The 15,690-nt window shown below is 69.2% G+C and carries 16 protein-coding genes and 1 pseudogene; 10 read left to right on the plus strand and 7 right to left on the minus strand.

The window, feature by feature from the left end; all coding sequences use genetic code 11:
* Positions 1-17: 17 nt before the first annotated feature.
* The 7 genes from J4557_RS34670 to J4557_RS34700 all read left to right on the plus strand — a co-directional run bounded on the left by J4557_RS34670 (position 18) and on the right by J4557_RS34700 (position 7,251).
* Positions 18-1,376 (plus strand): MFS transporter, encoded by a 1,359-nt coding sequence (locus J4557_RS34670; RefSeq protein ID WP_208271002.1) that lies wholly within the window; start codon positions 18-20, stop codon positions 1,374-1,376.
* Between the two features lie 104 nt (positions 1,377-1,480).
* Positions 1,481-2,383 carry an IclR family transcriptional regulator gene (locus tag J4557_RS34675; protein WP_208271003.1) on the plus strand — a complete coding sequence of 301 codons (903 nt, stop codon included), beginning with the start codon at positions 1,481-1,483 and terminating at the stop codon, positions 2,381-2,383.
* Between the two features lie 68 nt (positions 2,384-2,451).
* Entirely contained in the window at positions 2,452-3,339 is an 888-nt protein-coding gene (locus J4557_RS34680) for an acetamidase/formamidase family protein (protein ID WP_208271004.1), read from the plus strand.
* Positions 3,340-3,351: 12 nt separating this feature from the next.
* Positions 3,352-3,672: a cupin domain-containing protein gene (locus J4557_RS34685; RefSeq protein ID WP_208271005.1), complete on the plus strand. Its 321-nt coding sequence runs from the start codon at positions 3,352-3,354 to the stop codon at positions 3,670-3,672.
* Between the two features lie 3 nt (positions 3,673-3,675).
* Positions 3,676-5,175, plus strand: coding sequence for an amidase (locus J4557_RS34690; protein ID WP_208271006.1), 1,500 nt, complete (start codon positions 3,676-3,678; stop codon positions 5,173-5,175).
* Positions 5,150-5,611 carry a GlcG/HbpS family heme-binding protein gene (locus J4557_RS34695; protein ID WP_208271007.1) on the plus strand — a complete coding sequence of 154 codons (462 nt, stop codon included), beginning with the start codon at positions 5,150-5,152 and terminating at the stop codon, positions 5,609-5,611. The genes J4557_RS34690 and J4557_RS34695 overlap by 26 nt, the downstream gene beginning before the upstream one ends.
* Positions 5,612-5,856: 245 nt before the next feature.
* Positions 5,857-7,251, plus strand: a complete 1,395-nt coding sequence (locus tag J4557_RS34700; protein ID WP_243776814.1) for an amidase — start codon at positions 5,857-5,859, stop codon at positions 7,249-7,251.
* 233 nt (positions 7,252-7,484) lie between these two features.
* Here J4557_RS34700 and J4557_RS34705 read toward each other — a convergent pair whose 3' ends face one another.
* From J4557_RS34705 to J4557_RS34720, 4 genes are all read right to left on the minus strand, one after another.
* Positions 7,485-7,838: an integrase core domain-containing protein gene (locus J4557_RS34705; RefSeq protein ID WP_208271009.1), complete on the minus strand. Its 354-nt coding sequence runs from the start codon at positions 7,836-7,838 to the stop codon at positions 7,485-7,487.
* A complete protein-coding gene (locus J4557_RS34710; RefSeq protein WP_208271085.1) occupies positions 7,789-9,162 on the minus strand; it encodes an IS30 family transposase in 1,374 nt (457 codons plus the stop codon). Before J4557_RS34710 ends, J4557_RS34705 begins: the two co-directional genes overlap by 50 nt.
* A gap of 739 nt (positions 9,163-9,901) precedes the next feature.
* Positions 9,902-10,456 (minus strand): TetR/AcrR family transcriptional regulator, encoded by a 555-nt coding sequence (locus J4557_RS34715; RefSeq protein WP_208271010.1) that lies wholly within the window; start codon positions 10,454-10,456, stop codon positions 9,902-9,904.
* Complete coding sequence (locus J4557_RS34720) at positions 10,453-11,262, minus strand: alpha/beta fold hydrolase (RefSeq protein ID WP_208271011.1); 810 nt, start codon at positions 11,260-11,262, stop codon at positions 10,453-10,455. The genes J4557_RS34715 and J4557_RS34720 overlap by 4 nt, the downstream gene beginning before the upstream one ends.
* Positions 11,263-11,547: 285 nt before the next feature.
* On the opposite strand from J4557_RS34720, the gene J4557_RS51200 reads away from it, so the two are divergent.
* On the plus strand, positions 11,548-11,679 hold the full coding sequence (locus tag J4557_RS51200; RefSeq protein WP_279576281.1) for a hypothetical protein: 132 nt from the start codon (positions 11,548-11,550) through the stop codon (positions 11,677-11,679).
* 94 nt (positions 11,680-11,773) lie between these two features.
* Positions 11,774-11,998, plus strand: a complete 225-nt coding sequence (locus tag J4557_RS34725; protein ID WP_208271012.1) for a hypothetical protein — start codon at positions 11,774-11,776, stop codon at positions 11,996-11,998.
* Between the two features lie 26 nt (positions 11,999-12,024).
* Here the strand turns inward: J4557_RS34725 and J4557_RS34730 are convergent, their stop codons facing one another.
* A complete protein-coding gene (locus J4557_RS34730) occupies positions 12,025-12,669 on the minus strand; it encodes a TetR/AcrR family transcriptional regulator (RefSeq protein WP_208271013.1) in 645 nt (214 codons plus the stop codon).
* Between the two features lie 122 nt (positions 12,670-12,791).
* Here J4557_RS34730 and J4557_RS34735 point away from each other — a divergent pair, with 122 nt between their 5' ends.
* Entirely contained in the window at positions 12,792-14,201 is a 1,410-nt protein-coding gene (locus tag J4557_RS34735; protein ID WP_208271014.1) for an MFS transporter, read from the plus strand.
* A gap of 168 nt (positions 14,202-14,369) precedes the next feature.
* Here the strand turns inward: J4557_RS34735 and J4557_RS34740 are convergent, their stop codons facing one another.
* Both J4557_RS34740 and J4557_RS34745 read right to left on the minus strand, forming a co-directional pair.
* Complete coding sequence (locus J4557_RS34740; RefSeq protein WP_307800384.1) at positions 14,370-14,639, minus strand: WD40 repeat domain-containing protein; 270 nt, start codon at positions 14,637-14,639, stop codon at positions 14,370-14,372.
* A 49-nt stretch (positions 14,640-14,688) separates the two neighbouring features.
* A pseudogene (locus J4557_RS34745) lies at positions 14,689-15,684 on the minus strand (IS481 family transposase); the annotation flags it as partial.
* Between the last annotated feature and the right edge of the window lie 6 nt (positions 15,685-15,690).

The following is a 15,690-nucleotide window of genomic DNA, read 5'->3' on the forward strand; positions in this document are numbered from 1 at the left end:
CGGACAAGGGGGCGGTCATGGCGACCGATGAACCGGTCATGCTCGCGAGCCCGGCTTCCCCGACCGCCGGACGTCGGCCTCTGACGCCGCGCGGCGTCGCGTTCGCCACGATGTTCGGCAACGCGATCGAGCTCTACGACTTCATCATCTACTCCTACGCCGCGGGCGCCGTTTTCGGACCGCTGTTCTTCCCCACCGACGCGGCATGGGTCGGGACCCTGCTCGCGTTCTCCACGCAGGCCCTGGCCTTCTTCGTGCGGCCGCTGGGCGCGATCATCTTCGGCCGCGTCGGCGATCGATGGGGGCGGCGCGCTCCCGTGCTGCTGTCGCTGGCCTTCATGGGCAGCGCCACGGTCCTGGTCGGTCTGCTGCCCACCTATGCGGTGGTGGGAGCGGCGGCCCCGATCCTGCTGACCGTGCTGAGGTTGCTGCAGGGAGTCGCGATCGGGGGCGAGTACCCCGGGGCCGTCGTGGTGGCCGTCGAGCATGCCCCGCCTCACCACAAGACGCTCTACGGGGCCTTCCCGCAGATCGGGAACATGCTCGGGTCGTTGCTGGGCGGCATCGTTCTCGTGATCAGTACCCTGGCGGTCTCCCCGGAGACGTGGCGGGCGGGAGCGTGGCGGGTGCCTTTCCTGCTGAGTGCGGTCCTGCTCGTCATCGGCCTCGCGATCCGTACCCGCCTTGCCGAGACGCCGGAGTTCGTCAGGGCGACGGAAGGCGCCGTCAAGCACGGCCGGGTCTCCTTCGGTGTGCTTCTGCGGCGTTCGGCTCAGCCACTCGTGATCGCCACACTGCTGTGGATCGGTCCGCTCGCGTTCAGCTACGCGTTCCTGAACAGCGTCATCGCCTTCGTGTCGTCGTGGCGCACCGACCTCGCGCCGGTCGATGCGCAGATCGGGCTGATCATCACCTCGGTCCTGCTGATCACCGTCGTGACCGTCACCGCCCGGTACGGCGACCGGCTCGGCCCGGACCGTGTCGTGCTCGCGTCGGGCATCTGGTTCGTGGTCTGGGCGGTGCCGTCCTATGCGCTGATCGACGCGCAGGTCCCGGTCCTGCTCTGGACGGGAATGGCGGTCGGCGCCATCGGGTACGGGGCGTTCGGGGGCGTCGCGCCGCGGCTGATATCGCTGCTTTTCCCGGTGGAGTTCAGGTTCATCGGCGTGGGCGTCTGCATCGCGCTGAGCGGGATCATCGCCGGGGCGGTCCTGCCGATCCCGGCACTGGCCTGGGTCGGTGAAACGGGTGGCTCGTCGGTGCCGTTGATGCTGATGGTCATCGTCGCGGGACTGGCGACCGTGGCCGGATGGGTCTGGTTGCGGGCCTATCGCAAACGACACCCGGAAGTCGTCACGGCCGGCTCCGATACGTAACCGGCGTCCGGACGCCGATGGCGGCCCGCCGGGGACGGCGGTCCGCCATCGGCCCGAGGGAGGGTGAGCAGAATGTCGACCAGAAAGCCAATGGAAGTAGAGGGATGGGTCCGGATCTCGATATGAAGTCCTCGTCACGTTCGCCGCGTCCGGACGCCGGTCCGGCGCCCGCGCCGGACCGCGCAGACGACGCTCCAGCGCGGTCCGACGCCGAGAGCAAGAACGTCCTTTCCTCGGCGCGTCGAGTCCTCCAGGGTTTGCAGGTCATAGCCGAGGCGCGAGAACCGGTCACGCTCGCGGCGCTCGCCGACGCCTTGGGCACCTCCGAGGTGGCGGCCTACCGGGTCGCCTGCACGCTGATCGCGGAGGGGTACGTCCGGCAGGCGCCCTCCCGGCGGGCCGGCTACGAGTTGACCTGGAAGATCGTTGAGATGGCCACCGCCCGCCTGGAACGAACCGAACTGCGTACGGTGGCGGCGGAACGACTGGCCGCGCTCGCGGAGCACTACGCCGAATCCATCACCGTCGCCATTCCCGACGGCGACCACGTCGTGTTCGTCGACAAAGTCAACGCCAACCGCGACGTGCAGTTCTACTGCGACATCGGCAAGCGCCTTCCGTTGCATGTCGGTGCCGCGTCCCGCGCCATTCTGGCCCATGGTCCTGAACGGCTGAGCGGACAGTACCTTTCCCGCACGCTCACGACCTTCACTGACGCAACGCCGCTCGAACCCGATGCGATCCGAGCCGACCTCGAACGGATCCGGAACATCGGATACGCCGTCAGCATCGGTGACGTCGAGGTGGGCATCTCCGCGATCGCCGCCCCGATCGTCAACGCGAGATCCGAGATTCTCGGCGCGGCGGCGATCGCCAATGTCAGCGCGAAATGGAGCGACGACGACATCCGCGACCGCGGCGAGGACCTGAAGAGGGTGTGCGCCGAGATCTCCGCCGAATGCGCGCAGCTCGACCAGCCCTTCGTCCTCGCGCCGGAGGCGAAATGACGGAGATCACCGGGGAGACGGACACGGACGTCGCCGAGGAGACGGACATCGACGCGGTGACGTACACCGTGGGCCCCGACGTGCCGATGGCGGCCCGCGTGCGGCTCGGCGAGCACTTCCGGGTGCGGACGATCGATGCGTCGGGCGGTCAGATGCACGAGGCGGTCTCGGCGGACGCGATCGATCAGGCCGCACTGTTCCCGGTGACCGGCCCCATCGGGGTCGAGGGGATCCGCGCGGGAGACACGGTCGGCATCCAGCTGCGGTCCGTACGTCCGGCGAGCGAGTGGGGGCACACGTGGACTCGGCCTGGGCTGGGTTTCGGCTCCGACGTCGAATTCCACGTCCGGCGTCTCGGCGCCCGGCGCCCGGTGATCGATTGGCTTGGCGGCGGCGCGACCGTCGACCTCGAGGCCAGACCTCATGTCGGCACGCTCGGGCTTCTCCCCTCCGATCCCACGGAGCCCCGCGATCTTGGCTTCCACGGCGGGAACCTGGACTTCGCACACTGCGGCCCGGGAGCGACGGTCTGGCTGCGCGCGCGGGTCGACGGCGCCGGCCTGTACCTGGGCGATGTGCACACGGCCATCGGTGACGGGGAGGTCTGCGGCACCGGCGTCGAGGTCGACGGCATCGTCGACCTCTCGGTCGTCGGCGGCGAACCGTGGCCGGGCCGCGCGCCGGTCGTCACGATGGGCCGGCGGGCGTGGGTGATCGGCGTCGGCGACACCTTCGACGAGGCCCTCGAGGTCGCCGTTCAGGAATGTGTGACGCGATTCGCCGACGCCCAGGGAATCGCCCACCGCGACGCCTACCTGGCGGTCGGGCTCCTTCTGGAGATAACCGTGTGCCAGGTGGTGAACCCCCGCCGGAGCGTGGCGGTGTCACTGCGATCGGGGATGGACTCCGTCCTTCGACCGGCACCCAGGCCCGTACGGCCCGTACAGGGAGAATAGGAAAGCAGGACAATGAAGGAACAGCTGCATCCCGTTGGAAACGAGATCATCTTCGAAAACGACGTTATCCGGGTATGGCTCGTCGATGTGGCCCCGGGCGACTCGCTGCCGCTCCACCACCATCTGCGCCCGTATCTTCTGGTGAATCTCACCGACGGCCGGTTGAGCGTCGAAAGCCCGCAAGGTCCGCCCGCGGAGCGAACGCTCGAGGCCGGCGCGGTCGAATGGCACGACTCGGGAGAGCTTCACAGCTTCCAGAACCAAGGCGGCGAACGATACAGAAACGTGCTCGTGGAGTTGAAGAGCGGCGTCGACCCGGCGACGGAGGAATGACCCATGCCCCACGAACACCTCGCACCCGATGTCGCGCTGCGGGGGCTGGCGCGTGAGACCCGATGGATGGACGCGACGGACCAGGCGCGCCTGGTCCGGTCCGGCGGGGTCACCGCGCTCGAACTGGTGGACGCGGCGATCGAGCGGATCACGGCGCTGAATCCGGCCGTCAACGCGGTCGTCATGGAGTGGTACGACCACGCACGATCGCTCGTCGCGCACCAAGCCGCGGAAGGGCCGTTCGCCGGCGTGCCCTTCCTCCTCAAGGACTTCATGGCGCCTTACGCCGGGCAGACGATGTCGAACGGGAACGGCAGGCTGAAGGACCTCGCGGTCCCGTCGACCGCCGACTCCACGCTCGTCAGCAGGTTCCGCGGAACCGGCCTGATCACGGTGGGACGTACCAACACGCCCGAGTTCGCCGCGATGGGGACCACGGAACCGAGAGCCTGGGGCCCCACGCGCAACCCCTGGAATCCCGCCTACTCGACCGGGGGCTCGAGCGGCGGCGCCACCGCCGCGGTGGCGGCCGGCATGGTGCCGATCGCGCACGCATCCGACGGCTCGGGCTCGATCCGCATTCCGGCCGCCCTGAGCGGCCTCGTGGGCCTCAAGCCATCGCGCGGCCGCATCACCGCCGGCCCCTTCGCGGACGAATGGGGGCCCGCGGTGTCTTTCGCGGTCAGCCGCACCGTCCGCGACACGGCGGCGCTCCTCGACGCGGTCTGCGGGCCATCGGTGGGCGATCTCGTCGTCGCACCGGCACCCGATCGGCCCTACGTCCGCGAACTCGACGCGGCTCCCGCCCCGCTCCGCATCGGCGTTCTCGATCGCCTGCCCTCCGGGGGAGCCGTCCACGCCGACTGCGCCGCAGCCGTTCACGACGCGGCGGCTCTGCTCGAAGAACTCGGACATCAGGTCGAATCCGCCTTCCCCCCGGTCCTCGGACAGGCCGACGTCGCCGACGGCCCACTGGCGCTCATGGCCACAAGCCCGATGCTCGGCTCATTCCGCCACCTCGCCGACGCGCTCGGCCGCGACCTGACCGCCGCGGACATGGAGCCGCTCACCTGGGCCGCCTACCAGAAGCTCAAGCGGGTCCTCGCCGACGACTACCTGCAGGCGTACGCGGAGAGCGTGCGTTACCGCAGGCAGATGCAGCAGTGGTGGGCGGACGGGTTCGACCTGCTGCTGACGCCGACGACGGCCGCCCCCGCCCCAGCCATCGGGTCCTACAGCGGGGATCCGCGGCAGGCCGCGGCGCTGGGCGCCAGGTACATCGTCTTCACCAGACCGTTCAACATCACCGGCCAGCCGGCCGTCAGCCTTCCGCTCCACTGGAATCGCGCGGGGCTTCCGATCGGCGTCCAATTCGCCGCCGCCCACGGCCGCGAGGACCTCCTCATCGCCATTGCCGCGCAACTCGAGCAGGCGCGCCCCTGGGCCCAGAGAACCCCGTCACCGCCCAATGAGAATCTTGGAGAAGCCCGTGCCCGTGTCTGATACTCCGCGTCTTCCTGGACTGAAGTCGGCCGAGGCGGACTGGTTGGTGCGCACTGCGCTGGCGGTCGGTGCGGAGCGAGGCTTCCCGCCGCTCGCGGTGGCCGTCATCGATGTCGTCGGAGCGGTGACGGCCCTGCGGCGAGACGACGGTGGTATGCCGATGACCAGCCGCATCGCGGTGTCCAAGGCGCGCACCGCGCTGTTCGCGCTGCAGCCCTCCGGCTCGATCAAACTCCCCGGAGGGATCATCGACGGCATCCAGCACCTCTACGGCGGCGACTTCATCCCGTGGGCGGGCGGTGTCCTGATCACCGACGGCGGGGTGATTCTCGGTGCCGCAGGCGCATCCGGTGGGCATGCACTCGAAGACGAAGAGGCCGTACAGACGGCAGTGCAGCGGTGGCAGGAGAACCGTGCCGTAGCCGGCGAGAACTAACGCCGGCGCCGCCATTCTGACCCTTTTTCGCTGCAGTCGCGGCTGGCCCAGGGCCGCCGCGACTGCAGCGACGTCCCATGCTGGACGCTCTACGCGCGTTTCGTCGTGGGTGAGACCGGGACGCCGCCGCGCGTGCCCGCCGGACGGCCGAACGGCTCGTCGACGCCACGGTGTCATGACCTTCGAGGACGACGATCCCGCCAAGGGCGCAGGGACAAGGTTGATCTGGTGAAAGGAATTTTCTGATGTTTTCGTCGGTGTTGGAATTGGCGCGTGCGGTCCGGGCACGGGAGGTGTCCAGCCGTGAGGTGGTCGAGGGCGTGCTCCACCGGATCGGGGCGGTCAACCCCGAGCTGAACGCGATCAGGGTGGTCCTGGCGGACGAGGCCCTGGCGGCCGCAGACGGGGCGGACCGCCGTCTGGCCGCCGGTGAGGAGGTCGGGCCGCTACACGGCGTGCCGTTCACGGTCAAGGAGAACCTGGACCTGGCGGGCAACGCCACCACCCGCGGTTTCGCCGGGCTCGGCCAGGCCCTTGCGTCGGCCGACGCTCCGATCGTGGCCGGTTTACGGGCGGCGGGCGCGATACCCATCGGCCGCACGAACATGTCCGAGGCCGGGTTCCGCTACCACACGACCAGCGGGATCGGCGGCACCACCCTCAACCCCTGGGATCGCGCCCGCACCCCCGGAGGCTCCAGCGGCGGTGACGCGGTCGCGCTCGTCACGGGGATGACCGCGCTGGGGATCGCCAACGACCTTGGCGGTTCGCTGCGGTTCCCCGCGCAGTGCTGTGGTGTTGCCTCGCTCAAGCCGTCCTTCGGGCGGATCGCGGCGCACTCGGAGGCCGCGGCCGAACTGCCGATGAGCCTGCAGTTGCTCCAGGCGAACGGACCGATGGCGCGCAGGGTGGCGGATCTGCGCCCGGCGTTCGCCGCGGCCTGCCGAGCCGACCCGCGGGACCCGTGGCAGGTGCCCGTCCCGCTGGAGGGTCCCCCGCTTTCCCGTCCGATCGGTGTCGCGCTCACCCTGTGGGACGGCGTCGATCCGCAGGTGGAGTCAGGCGTGCTGCGCGCCGCCCAGGTCCTCGCCGAGGCCGGATACACCGTCCAGGAGGACGAGCCACCGCAGGTGGACCGTGCCGTGGAGCTGTGGAACATCCTGGCCGCCAGCGAGTTCCGATGGGCGTGGCAGCGGCTCGGCCCGCTGGCTTCCGAGGAGCTGCGGACCGTCGTCGAGGACGGCTACTTTCATCTCTTCCCCGCACCCGACCCCGTCGCGCACGGCATGGCCTACGGCGCCCGCAAGAGCGTCGCGGCGCAGTGGGCCCGGTTCCAGGCCGAGTCCCCCTTGATCCTCGCCCCGGTCTGCGCGCAGCCGCCGTTCCCCGTCGGCTGGGACCTCAAGGTTCCCGACACCACCGAGGAACTCATCACTGCCATGCGCATGGTCCTGCCGGTCAATGTGCTCGGGCTGCCCGCCGTGACGGTCCCGGTCGGCGTCCGGGACGGCCTGCCTCAAGCCGTCCAGATCATCGGACCCCGCTTCCGGGAGGACCTGTGCCTCGACGCCGCCGAGACCATCGAGACCGTGCTCGGCATCCACGACACCCCTCTCTACCGTCAACTGCAGGACGGGTAGGCACGCCCCGTGCGGCATGACCGATCGAACGGCCTGACCGTACCGCCAGCGAGAATTTGGATGTGGCGATGACCGCAGAACAGGCGAACATCGTCCGCACCGAGGCCCAAACATGGCGATCATGGAGGTCCAGAACGGCGATATCGACGACATCGTCGAAGACTGCGACCAGATCCGTGACGCCATCGACGTGCACGCGGCATCAGTAGATTGATGTTCCCCCGGTTTCGCGGTCACGCGTGTGAGGAGATGGTGGCCTGGAGTTGGTGGTGTTGTTCGAACTCTTGTGGTGTCTTCCACCCGAGTGCGGAGTGGCGTCGGGTGCGGTTGTGGAACCCTTCGATGTACTCGAAGATCGCGTTGGCGAGTTCGAGACGGGTGTTCCAGCGCCGCCGGTTGAGCAGTTCGGTCTGCATCCGGCCCCAGAACGCTTCGGCGACGGCGTTGTCGTAGGGGTCGCCGACGGTTCCCAGGGAAGGGAGCAGCCCGGCCTTGCGGGCGCGTTCGGTGAAGGCCCAGGAGGTGAACTGGGCGGACTCAACCGGTGGAAGCAACACCGGCCTGTTGGAGCGATAGTAGGTGATCATCGAGGGCCTCGGCAGGCGTCTTCCAGCCGAGGGCCTTACGAGGTCGGGCGTTGAGAGCGGCCGCGACTGCCGCAATGTCGTCGGCGCTCCAGCGGGACAGGTCAGTGCCCTTCGGGAAGTACTGGCGAAGTAGGCCGTTGGTGTTCTCGTTCGTGCCGCGCTGCCAAGGGCTGTGCGGGTCGGCGAAGAAGATCGGCACGCCTGTCTCGATCGTGAGCTGGGCGTGTGCTGACAACTCCTTGCCCCGGTCCCAGGTCAGTGACCGGCGCAGCTGCTCGGGTAGGGCACCGATGGTGGTGGCGAGGGGGTTCTTCATCGTCTCAGCGCCGTAGCCGGCCAGCGGCGGCCCGTTCTTGGTCCGGGGGGTGACGCCGAATCCCTCCTGGCGAGGCAGGTGGACCAGCATCGTGAAGCGGGTCGTGCGCTCGACCAACGTGCCGATCGCCGACCGCTCCAACCCGATCACCAGGTCGCCCTCCCAGTGCCCGGGGACGGCGCGGTCATCGGCCTCGGCCGGTCGCTCGCTGATCATCACCTCAGGTGTGACGTGCGCCCACGCCTTGCGCTTGGAGCGGGCTCGGGGAGCCCGCAGCGCACGACCGGTGCGCAGGCAGGCGACAAGCTCGCGCTTGAGCGCGCCCCGGGCCTCGACGTAGAGGGCCTGGTAGATCGCCTCATGGCTGATCCTCATGGACTCATCTTCGGGGAAGTCGGCCTTGAGCCGGTTGGCTATCTGCTCCGGACTCCAGGCGCTCGCCCACCGGCGGTCTCCTCGGTGCGGTTTGTTTCGCCCTTTCCACGGCCCGACCGCTGGTCCGAGTACCGCCCCGTCCGGCCCGTGGATCTGACCGGACAGCCGTTCCTGCACGTACTGGCGCAGTCGATCGTCAGTGGCCAGCTTGGCTGCCTTGGGACGCTGGGCCACCAGATCGGCCTTCCACTGCGCGACCGACGCGCGGTAGTCCAGCCGGCCGCCGCGGGTCGCGGCGTTGCGCCGAAGCTCCCGGGAGATCGTCGACGGGTGGCGGCCAAGCCGCCGGGCGATCTCCCGAACCCCGACATCCTGCGCCTTCCAGATCGCGATCTCCTCCCGCTCCTGGAAGGACAGGTACCGGCCGCAGAGCGGGGCAAGATCCATCGGTGGCATGCCGCCACCATGCCGGAACCAGCGGCCACCCACCGCCTGCGACACCCCGACCGCAGCCGCCGCCTCCTCCGCAAGAAGCCCCTTCGCGATCTCCCGCCAGAACGCCCGCTCGATCTCCCGCCGATGCGCCGGCGCACCCGGCGACTTCATCGGTGACCGCCCCGTCAATGCCTGCATCCACCCAGCTGGACGCCCCATCAACACCTCCGAGATCGAGGTGTTGCGACGACCGGTTGAGTCCGCCCAGTACACATCAGCCGCGTTCGCCGGCGCGTGCGCGGCGGCCGGGATACGCCAGTCGATGGGCGCGGCCGGTTCCAGCGCCGACAACGCCCTGGCCGAGGCGCCGGCGGCTGGTCCACCATCACCCAGGCCCGCCTGGCGGTCTTTGGCCGGCTGGCCTTCTACAACACCCACCGCCGCCACTCGGCTCTTGGCTATCTCAGCCCGACAGAGTATGAGAAGCGATCAACTACGCTGACCGCTGCCGCATAGCAACCGGTGTCCACGATCAGGGTGGAAGTCCCCCCACCCGTGGCGAGGAAACGTTGACAAGCCTATCCAAGCCGACCCGCCCACGGCCCACGCCGACCTCAGCCCTTGGGCCAAGACAGAGCGACATCTCCGGGCCAGAACTGCTCGACAAAATAACCGGTCATCTCGCAGACCATCAAGAACGGCTTCGGCTCAGTGGCGCAATACATCCCCTACCTGCTGTCAGCTCCCTCCGCATCTCGGAAGGAACCTCAGGGGTGCCGCCTGTGGCACGCCTGCCACAGCGGGGACCTATTTGATGCGAGAGCCCGCGACCGGTGCTGGCGTACGGCCGAGCGGGCGCTTCGGCGTTAGGCGCTTGGGCGCTTGGGCGCTTGGGCGCCGCGATGATGGTCTTTGCTTCGCCATTCGCTGGAATCCGCTATTCGGGGAGGAACTGGGCCAGTGCTGTTCGGATGTGGGGCTGGTGGCCGCCTTGGTTGAGTTCGAGGATGGCGGCCTCCACGACGGCGCTGTTCCACATGGCGGCGCTCGGCTCGGGGTGCGCCCGGCCCATGGCGGCGAAGTCGGGACTGGTCAGCTGGACGACCGTTCTGTTCCGGGACGCGATCGCCTCGATGATCGCGGGGTCGACACGGGCCTCCAGCAGCAGTGCGCGGACACCACGATGGCGCAGGCATTCGTCCAGGTAGGCGTTCGCGGCGGCGAGCAGCCGACTTCGGCCCGGGGCCATCCCCGCGATCGTCTTGTTGATCTCTGCAAATGCGCGGTCGTGGAACTCGGTGTGCAGCGCCAGCAGGAATTGCGACCGGTCGCGGAAGTGGTGGAAGAAGGTGCCCTTGGCCACACCCGCCTCAGCGACGATGAGATTGACGCTCATGCCTGCCAGGCCCGTCCGCTCTGCCAGGGACAGGCCCGCGGTGATGAGTTGCCGGCGGGTGGCCGCCGCGCGCTGCTGCCGGACGCCGGTGCTCACTGCGCGCTCCCGGCGGTCTCCACCGATTCCAGGAAGGGCAGTACCAGACCCAGGAAGCCGTCCGGATCGGCGGCGAAGGCCACGTGCCCGGTCTGCAGCGTCCGCAGGTCCGCGTCGGGTATCGCCGCCTGCGTCTGGCGTGCGGCCGACATGGGGAGGATGATGTCGCGGGCCCCCCAGGCCAGCAGCACGGGTACACCGAGCCGGGGTCCGTCGGCCCGCAGGTCGTAGGCCGGATCGGCGATGCTGCGCCACAGCGCGGCGGACACCGCGGCGCCCGTCCTGCTGCGCGCCCTGTCCTGGACCCGGCGGGTGATGGCGTGCAGCCGGTCGCTGTCCGGCTTCATGTACCGGGGAACGAGCCGGGGGAACACCGCCCGGTTGACGGCCGGGACACCCAAGGCGCGGGCCGCGAGGCGGGGGACCTTGACGAACCCGCCGGCATTGACCAGGACCAGCCCGGCGACCCGGTCCGGGTGGTCCAACGCGAGCCTGGCCGCGGCGTACCCGCCGACCGAATTGCCGACGAAGACGGCCCGCTCCAGGTCCAGCTCGGCGACGAGATCGGCCAGGACACCGGCGAGCAGCGGCGCGGCCACCGACCGCGGCCCCCTGGTCGGTGTCTCGGAACGACCGTGACCCGGCCAGTCCACGGCCAGCACGCGATGGCCGGCGGCCGCAAGAGGCTCGGCCACCGCGTCGAAGTCGGTGTGGTCGTGCAGTGCGGCGTGCAGCAGCACGACCGGCCGACCACGGCCCTGCTCGGTATAGAACACCTGCCCTGCTCTGCTTTGGACGAAAGGCATCGCACATCCTCGATTCGTTGACCGACCGGTCGGTCATTCCTGGCCTAGGTTACTCCTTGTCCGAGCGAAGACAACTTCTGCGCTGTGTGTCCTGGATCGCGGGCTGATGTGTCAGGCCCGGCCGATCCAGCCCTCCGCTCCCGAACCTGTCCCCAGCCGCCAGGTAGCTGAGTGAGAGGTCGCATTGCGGTTGGTGATCGTTGCGAGCGGGGAATGCGGCGGATTGGTTGGGGGCTCGCACGATCGTTTTCGCGTCGGAGACGGTCGGGTCGAGGTCAGGTTCGGATGCGTCGGGAGTGGGAGCCGGAGGAGCTGATCGCGGCGTGGACGCTGCTGGACGGCGACTGGGATCTGGTGGGGAACAACCCCGAGGCGACGCGTCTGGGCTTCGACCTCTTGATGAAGTCCTTTGAGTAGGAGGGCCGGTTCCCCCGGCACGTGGATGCCTTGCCCAAGGCCGCGTCGACTGGTTCCAGAAGTCGACCCGGGCGGATGAGGACGGGCTGGCCGAGTGGCTGACGGACAGAATTCGGGTCGGCAGCAGCAGAACGCGCGGCTGCGCGAGGCACTGCAGAACGCCGAACACGACTGCGACACCGCGCGCGCCGAGCTGGAGGTCGAACGCGGCGGCCGCAAGGCCGCCGAGGCCGAGCTGCGACGCGCGCTGGAGGACGCGCGCGCCGACGCCGCGGCCGTGCGCGAGCAGCTCGGCGCCGCCACCCGCGACCAGCGGTGATGCCGGCGTAGCCGGCCCGGCTGTGGTCAGGGGACTTCCGGTCGGGGGTCCAGGACGGGCGGTTCGCCGGGGAGGGGGCCGGGATCGGGGTTACGCAGGCCGTCCAGGACGACCTGGAGATTGCGGTCCCACTGGCGGGTGTCCGCCTGGAGGCCCAGGGTGTGGGGCCCGGTGGAGGACGCGGCGACCATGAGGAATGCCACGTCCTCCCAGGTCGCATCCGTGCGCATCACTCCTGCCTGCTGGGCTCGCTCCACCAGGAGCCGAATGCGGTGGCGCAGCTCGGCCCTGGAGTGGTCCAGAACATCGCCGAGGCGCTTGTTCACGTCGCACAGCTCGTTGCGCAGGTGAATGTAGGACAGGGCGAACCTGGTGAAGCCCGCCCAGGGGTCCGGATCGGCCAGCCCTTCGTCGCCCTTGGCGATGATCTCTTCCAGCACCTCGGTGAGGACCGCATCGAGGAGGGCCTCGAGGGAGCCGACCCGGCGGTAGAACGTGCCGATGCCCACACCGGCGCGGCGCGCGATCTCGTGTGCGGTGATCTCGCCGCCCTCGACGACGGCCTGACGGGCGGCGACGACGAGGCGTGCCACGTTGCGCCGGGCGTCGGCGCGCGGGCGTCGGCCGGAGCCGTCGTCCAGGAGCCGGTCCACCGCGAGTGCTGCTGTCATGCAGCCACCCTAGCAAGTGGACGGATCTAGTCCGATTTAAGTGGACAATAGGAGTCCGGTTGCACTAGCGTCCCGATCCGGACTTCACCCGTCCATTTAGTTCCGGAGATGCGAGGTCGATCATGCCCAAGATTCCGCCGGGCCCGATGAAGATCGCGGCGCTGGCCGCCGGGTTCGTCATGGCGAGCCTGGACACCACCGTGATGCAGGTCGCCGGAGCGACGATCCAAGAACGCCTGCACGCCTCCCTCTCCCAGCTCACCTGGGCTGTGGACGGCTACGTTCTCACCTTCGCCGCCCTGCTGATGCTGGCCGGCGGCCTGGCGAACCGGGTGGGCGCCAGACGGGTCTACATGTGGGGCATGGCGATCTTCGGTGGCGCATCGCTGACCTGCGCGCTGGCACCGGGCATCGAGGTCCTGATCGCGGCGCGGCTCCTGCAGGGGGCCGGGGCGGCGCTGTTCATGCCGAGCTCGCTCGCGCTGCTGGTGCGGGCCTTCCCGGACGCGCGAGAACGCACCAGGGTGCTGGGCGTATGGTCGGCGATAGTCTCCTCGTCCATGGCGCTGGGCCCGACGGTCGGCGGCCTCATGGTCGGCGCGTTCGACTGGCCGAGCATCTTCCTGATCAACCTGCCGGTCGGCATCGCGGGCATGCTCCTGACCCGCCGGCACATCACCGGGGAGGAGGGCGACGCCCGGCCGCTGGCGGCTCCCGGGCACGCCGCCGTCATCGTCGGGCTGGCCGGCATCAGCTTCGCGCTGATCGAGGGGCCGCAGCTCGGTTGGAACTCGGCCCCGGTGATCGGCGCCATCGCCGCCGCCATGCTCGCCGCCGTCCTGCTCATCGCCCGCGAGCGCCGCACCACCAACCAGGTGATGCCCTGGACACTGTTCCGCGGCGCCCGCTTCGCCGGCGCCAACGCCGTGGGCTTCCTGTTCAACGCCGCGTTCTACGGCTCGCTGTTCATGATCGGCCTGTACCTCCAGCACGCCCGCGGCGCGAGCCCGCTTCAGGCCGGGCTGGAGATCCTGCCTCTCACGATCTTCATCCCATTCAGCAACATCGCCTTCGCCCGCATCTCCGGGCGCATCGCGGCCGGTCCGCTGCTGGCCGTCTCCTTCCTGGGCGCGGGGGTCGCCTCGCTGGCCCTGGTCGCGCTGTCGCCCTCCACCCCGTACTGGATGCTGGCCGTCGCCCTCGGCCTGACCAGCATCGCCGGCGGCTTCATCTCCCCCGCCATGACGGCGGCCACGGTGAACGCGGCGGGCACCCGGCACGCCAACACCGCCGGTTCGGTCCTCAACGCCAACAGGCAGTTCGGCTCCCTGGTCGGCATCGCCTCCACCGGCGCCGTCCTGGCCGTCGCTCCCGGCTGGACCGCCGGAGCGGCCCTGTCGTTCCTCCTGGTCGGCGCCGCCTACATCGCCGCCGCCCTGATCGCCTGGCGCCTCATCCACCTGCCCGAACGCCGTCAGACCGCTACGTCACGAACATCTCCGCGGCGCTCCGCGTCAACGGCTGGTTGCTGATCAGGGGATCTTCTGGCGGAGAGATCACTATCTCACTCTACTTTGCAAATCTTCGAACCAAGGCGGTCACGGCGCCCTGGCGGGGCGCCATCTCATACAGGCACACAAGGCTCCGGGGGGCGTTCGCGGGGAGGGCGGTGAAGGCCGGAGTGAGACCCTGAGGATTGGTCAGGGGCAGGCCTTCTGGAACTTGATTCCGGCCGGTGCGTACTGGGCCCATTCCTTGTGCGTCAGCGAACGCTTGGCCACTCCACAGGCGAGGCCGACCAGGTCCTCGTCCTTGGGCATCGTCATGTCCCAGAGCCGCGCGGTCTTGTCCTCGCCGCCGGTGGCCAGGGTTTTGCCGTCGGGGCTGAACGCCACCGATCTGACGTAGCCGGTGTGGCCGGTGAGGGGGGCGCCGATCTGCTGGCGGGTGCGGGTGTCAAAGAGCCGCACGGTCTTGTCGTAGCCGACAGTGGCCAGGAGGTTGCCGTCGGGGCTGAATGTAGGAGGCCATGACGTTGGCTACGCCTCCTCGTTTTCGGGCGGCCGGTGGTTGACCTCCTGTTGCGCTGTGGGGGCGGTGGTAGTTGTAGTGGATGTTCCAGACTCCAAGGGCTTCGCGGCGCTGGTCTTCGGAAAGCCGGGTTCGGGCGTAGAGGAATTCCTCGGCGAGGATTCGGTTGTAGCACTCCACCTTGCCGTTGTGTTTGGGTGTGTAGGGCGTGATGCGCTGGTGGCGTGAGCCGAGTAGTGCTCGGGCGAAGGCGTCGGCGCGGTAGCAGGCACCGTTATATGTGACGATCCTTTCGATGTGGTGTATGCCGTGGATCGCGAACCACGCACGGGCCCTGTGCATGAACATGACGGCGGTTACGGCTCTTTCATCGGAGAGCGCCTCGGTGTAGGCGAGTCGGGTGAAGCCGTCGACAGCGGAGTGGAGGTAGACGTAGCCGCCGCGGCGTTCACTCTTCTTGTGTCGCTCGACGCTCTTGGCTTGTTCGCTTCCACGCCCGTGCACCCGCCAGCCGCCGCCGTCGGGGATCCGGCCTACCTTCTTCACGTCGATGTGCACCATGTGCCCGGGCCTGCGGGCGTTGATCTTCCGGGGCTCACGGTTCGATTCGCCATTCGGATCGATGAACTTGCGACGGTTCAGCCCGAGCGCGAGCAGGTGCCGTGAGACGGTGCGGCGATCGATCGAGATCCCCGCGGACCGCAACTCAAAGGCGATCCGGGACGCCGACCATTTCTGAGTACGGCGGAGCACCTCGATCCGGGAGACGATGTCGGAATCGGTCGCGGTCGGTTGGCGTCTTGGGGTCGACGACCGGTCCATCAGGCCGGGCGCACCGTGGCGGCGGTAGCGGTTGACCCACTTGGAGGCGCAGGCCCGGGAGATTCCCATCTCGGCTGCCACGTGGGCGATCGGTCGGCTCTCGCAGCGTTCGATGAGGCGTCGGCGTCCTTCGACGGACAGGGGGGCGTTGGCGTGGGGCAAGGGGAT

It is taken from the genome of Actinomadura nitritigenes, from assembly GCF_017573545.1.
GTDB classification, from domain to species: domain Bacteria; phylum Actinomycetota; class Actinomycetes; order Streptosporangiales; family Streptosporangiaceae; genus Spirillospora; species Spirillospora nitritigenes.

Excerpts from the sequence above, each read along its gene's own strand:
- J4557_RS34730 (WP_208271013.1), bottom strand. The coding sequence starts at position 12,669 with ATGACAGCAGCACTCGCGGTGGACCGGCTCCTGGACGACGGCTCCGGC.
- J4557_RS34705 (WP_208271009.1), bottom strand. The coding sequence starts at position 7,838 with ATGATCACCTACTATCGCTCCAACAGGCCGGTGTTGCTTCCACCGGTT.
- J4557_RS51200 (WP_279576281.1), top strand. The coding sequence starts at position 11,548 with ATGCGTCGGGAGTGGGAGCCGGAGGAGCTGATCGCGGCGTGGACGCTG.
- J4557_RS34720 (WP_208271011.1), bottom strand. The coding sequence starts at position 11,262 with ATGCCTTTCGTCCAAAGCAGAGCAGGGCAGGTGTTCTATACCGAGCAG.
- J4557_RS34710 (WP_208271085.1), bottom strand. The coding sequence starts at position 9,162 with ATGCAGGCATTGACGGGGCGGTCACCGATGAAGTCGCCGGGTGCGCCG.
- J4557_RS34700 (WP_243776814.1), top strand. The coding sequence starts at position 5,857 with ATGTTTTCGTCGGTGTTGGAATTGGCGCGTGCGGTCCGGGCACGGGAG.
- J4557_RS34670 (WP_208271002.1), top strand. The coding sequence starts at position 18 with ATGGCGACCGATGAACCGGTCATGCTCGCGAGCCCGGCTTCCCCGACC.
- J4557_RS34690 (WP_208271006.1), top strand. The coding sequence starts at position 3,676 with ATGCCCCACGAACACCTCGCACCCGATGTCGCGCTGCGGGGGCTGGCG.
- J4557_RS34675 (WP_208271003.1), top strand. The coding sequence starts at position 1,481 with ATGGGTCCGGATCTCGATATGAAGTCCTCGTCACGTTCGCCGCGTCCG.
- J4557_RS34685 (WP_208271005.1), top strand. The coding sequence starts at position 3,352 with ATGAAGGAACAGCTGCATCCCGTTGGAAACGAGATCATCTTCGAAAAC.
- J4557_RS34735 (WP_208271014.1), top strand. The coding sequence starts at position 12,792 with ATGCCCAAGATTCCGCCGGGCCCGATGAAGATCGCGGCGCTGGCCGCC.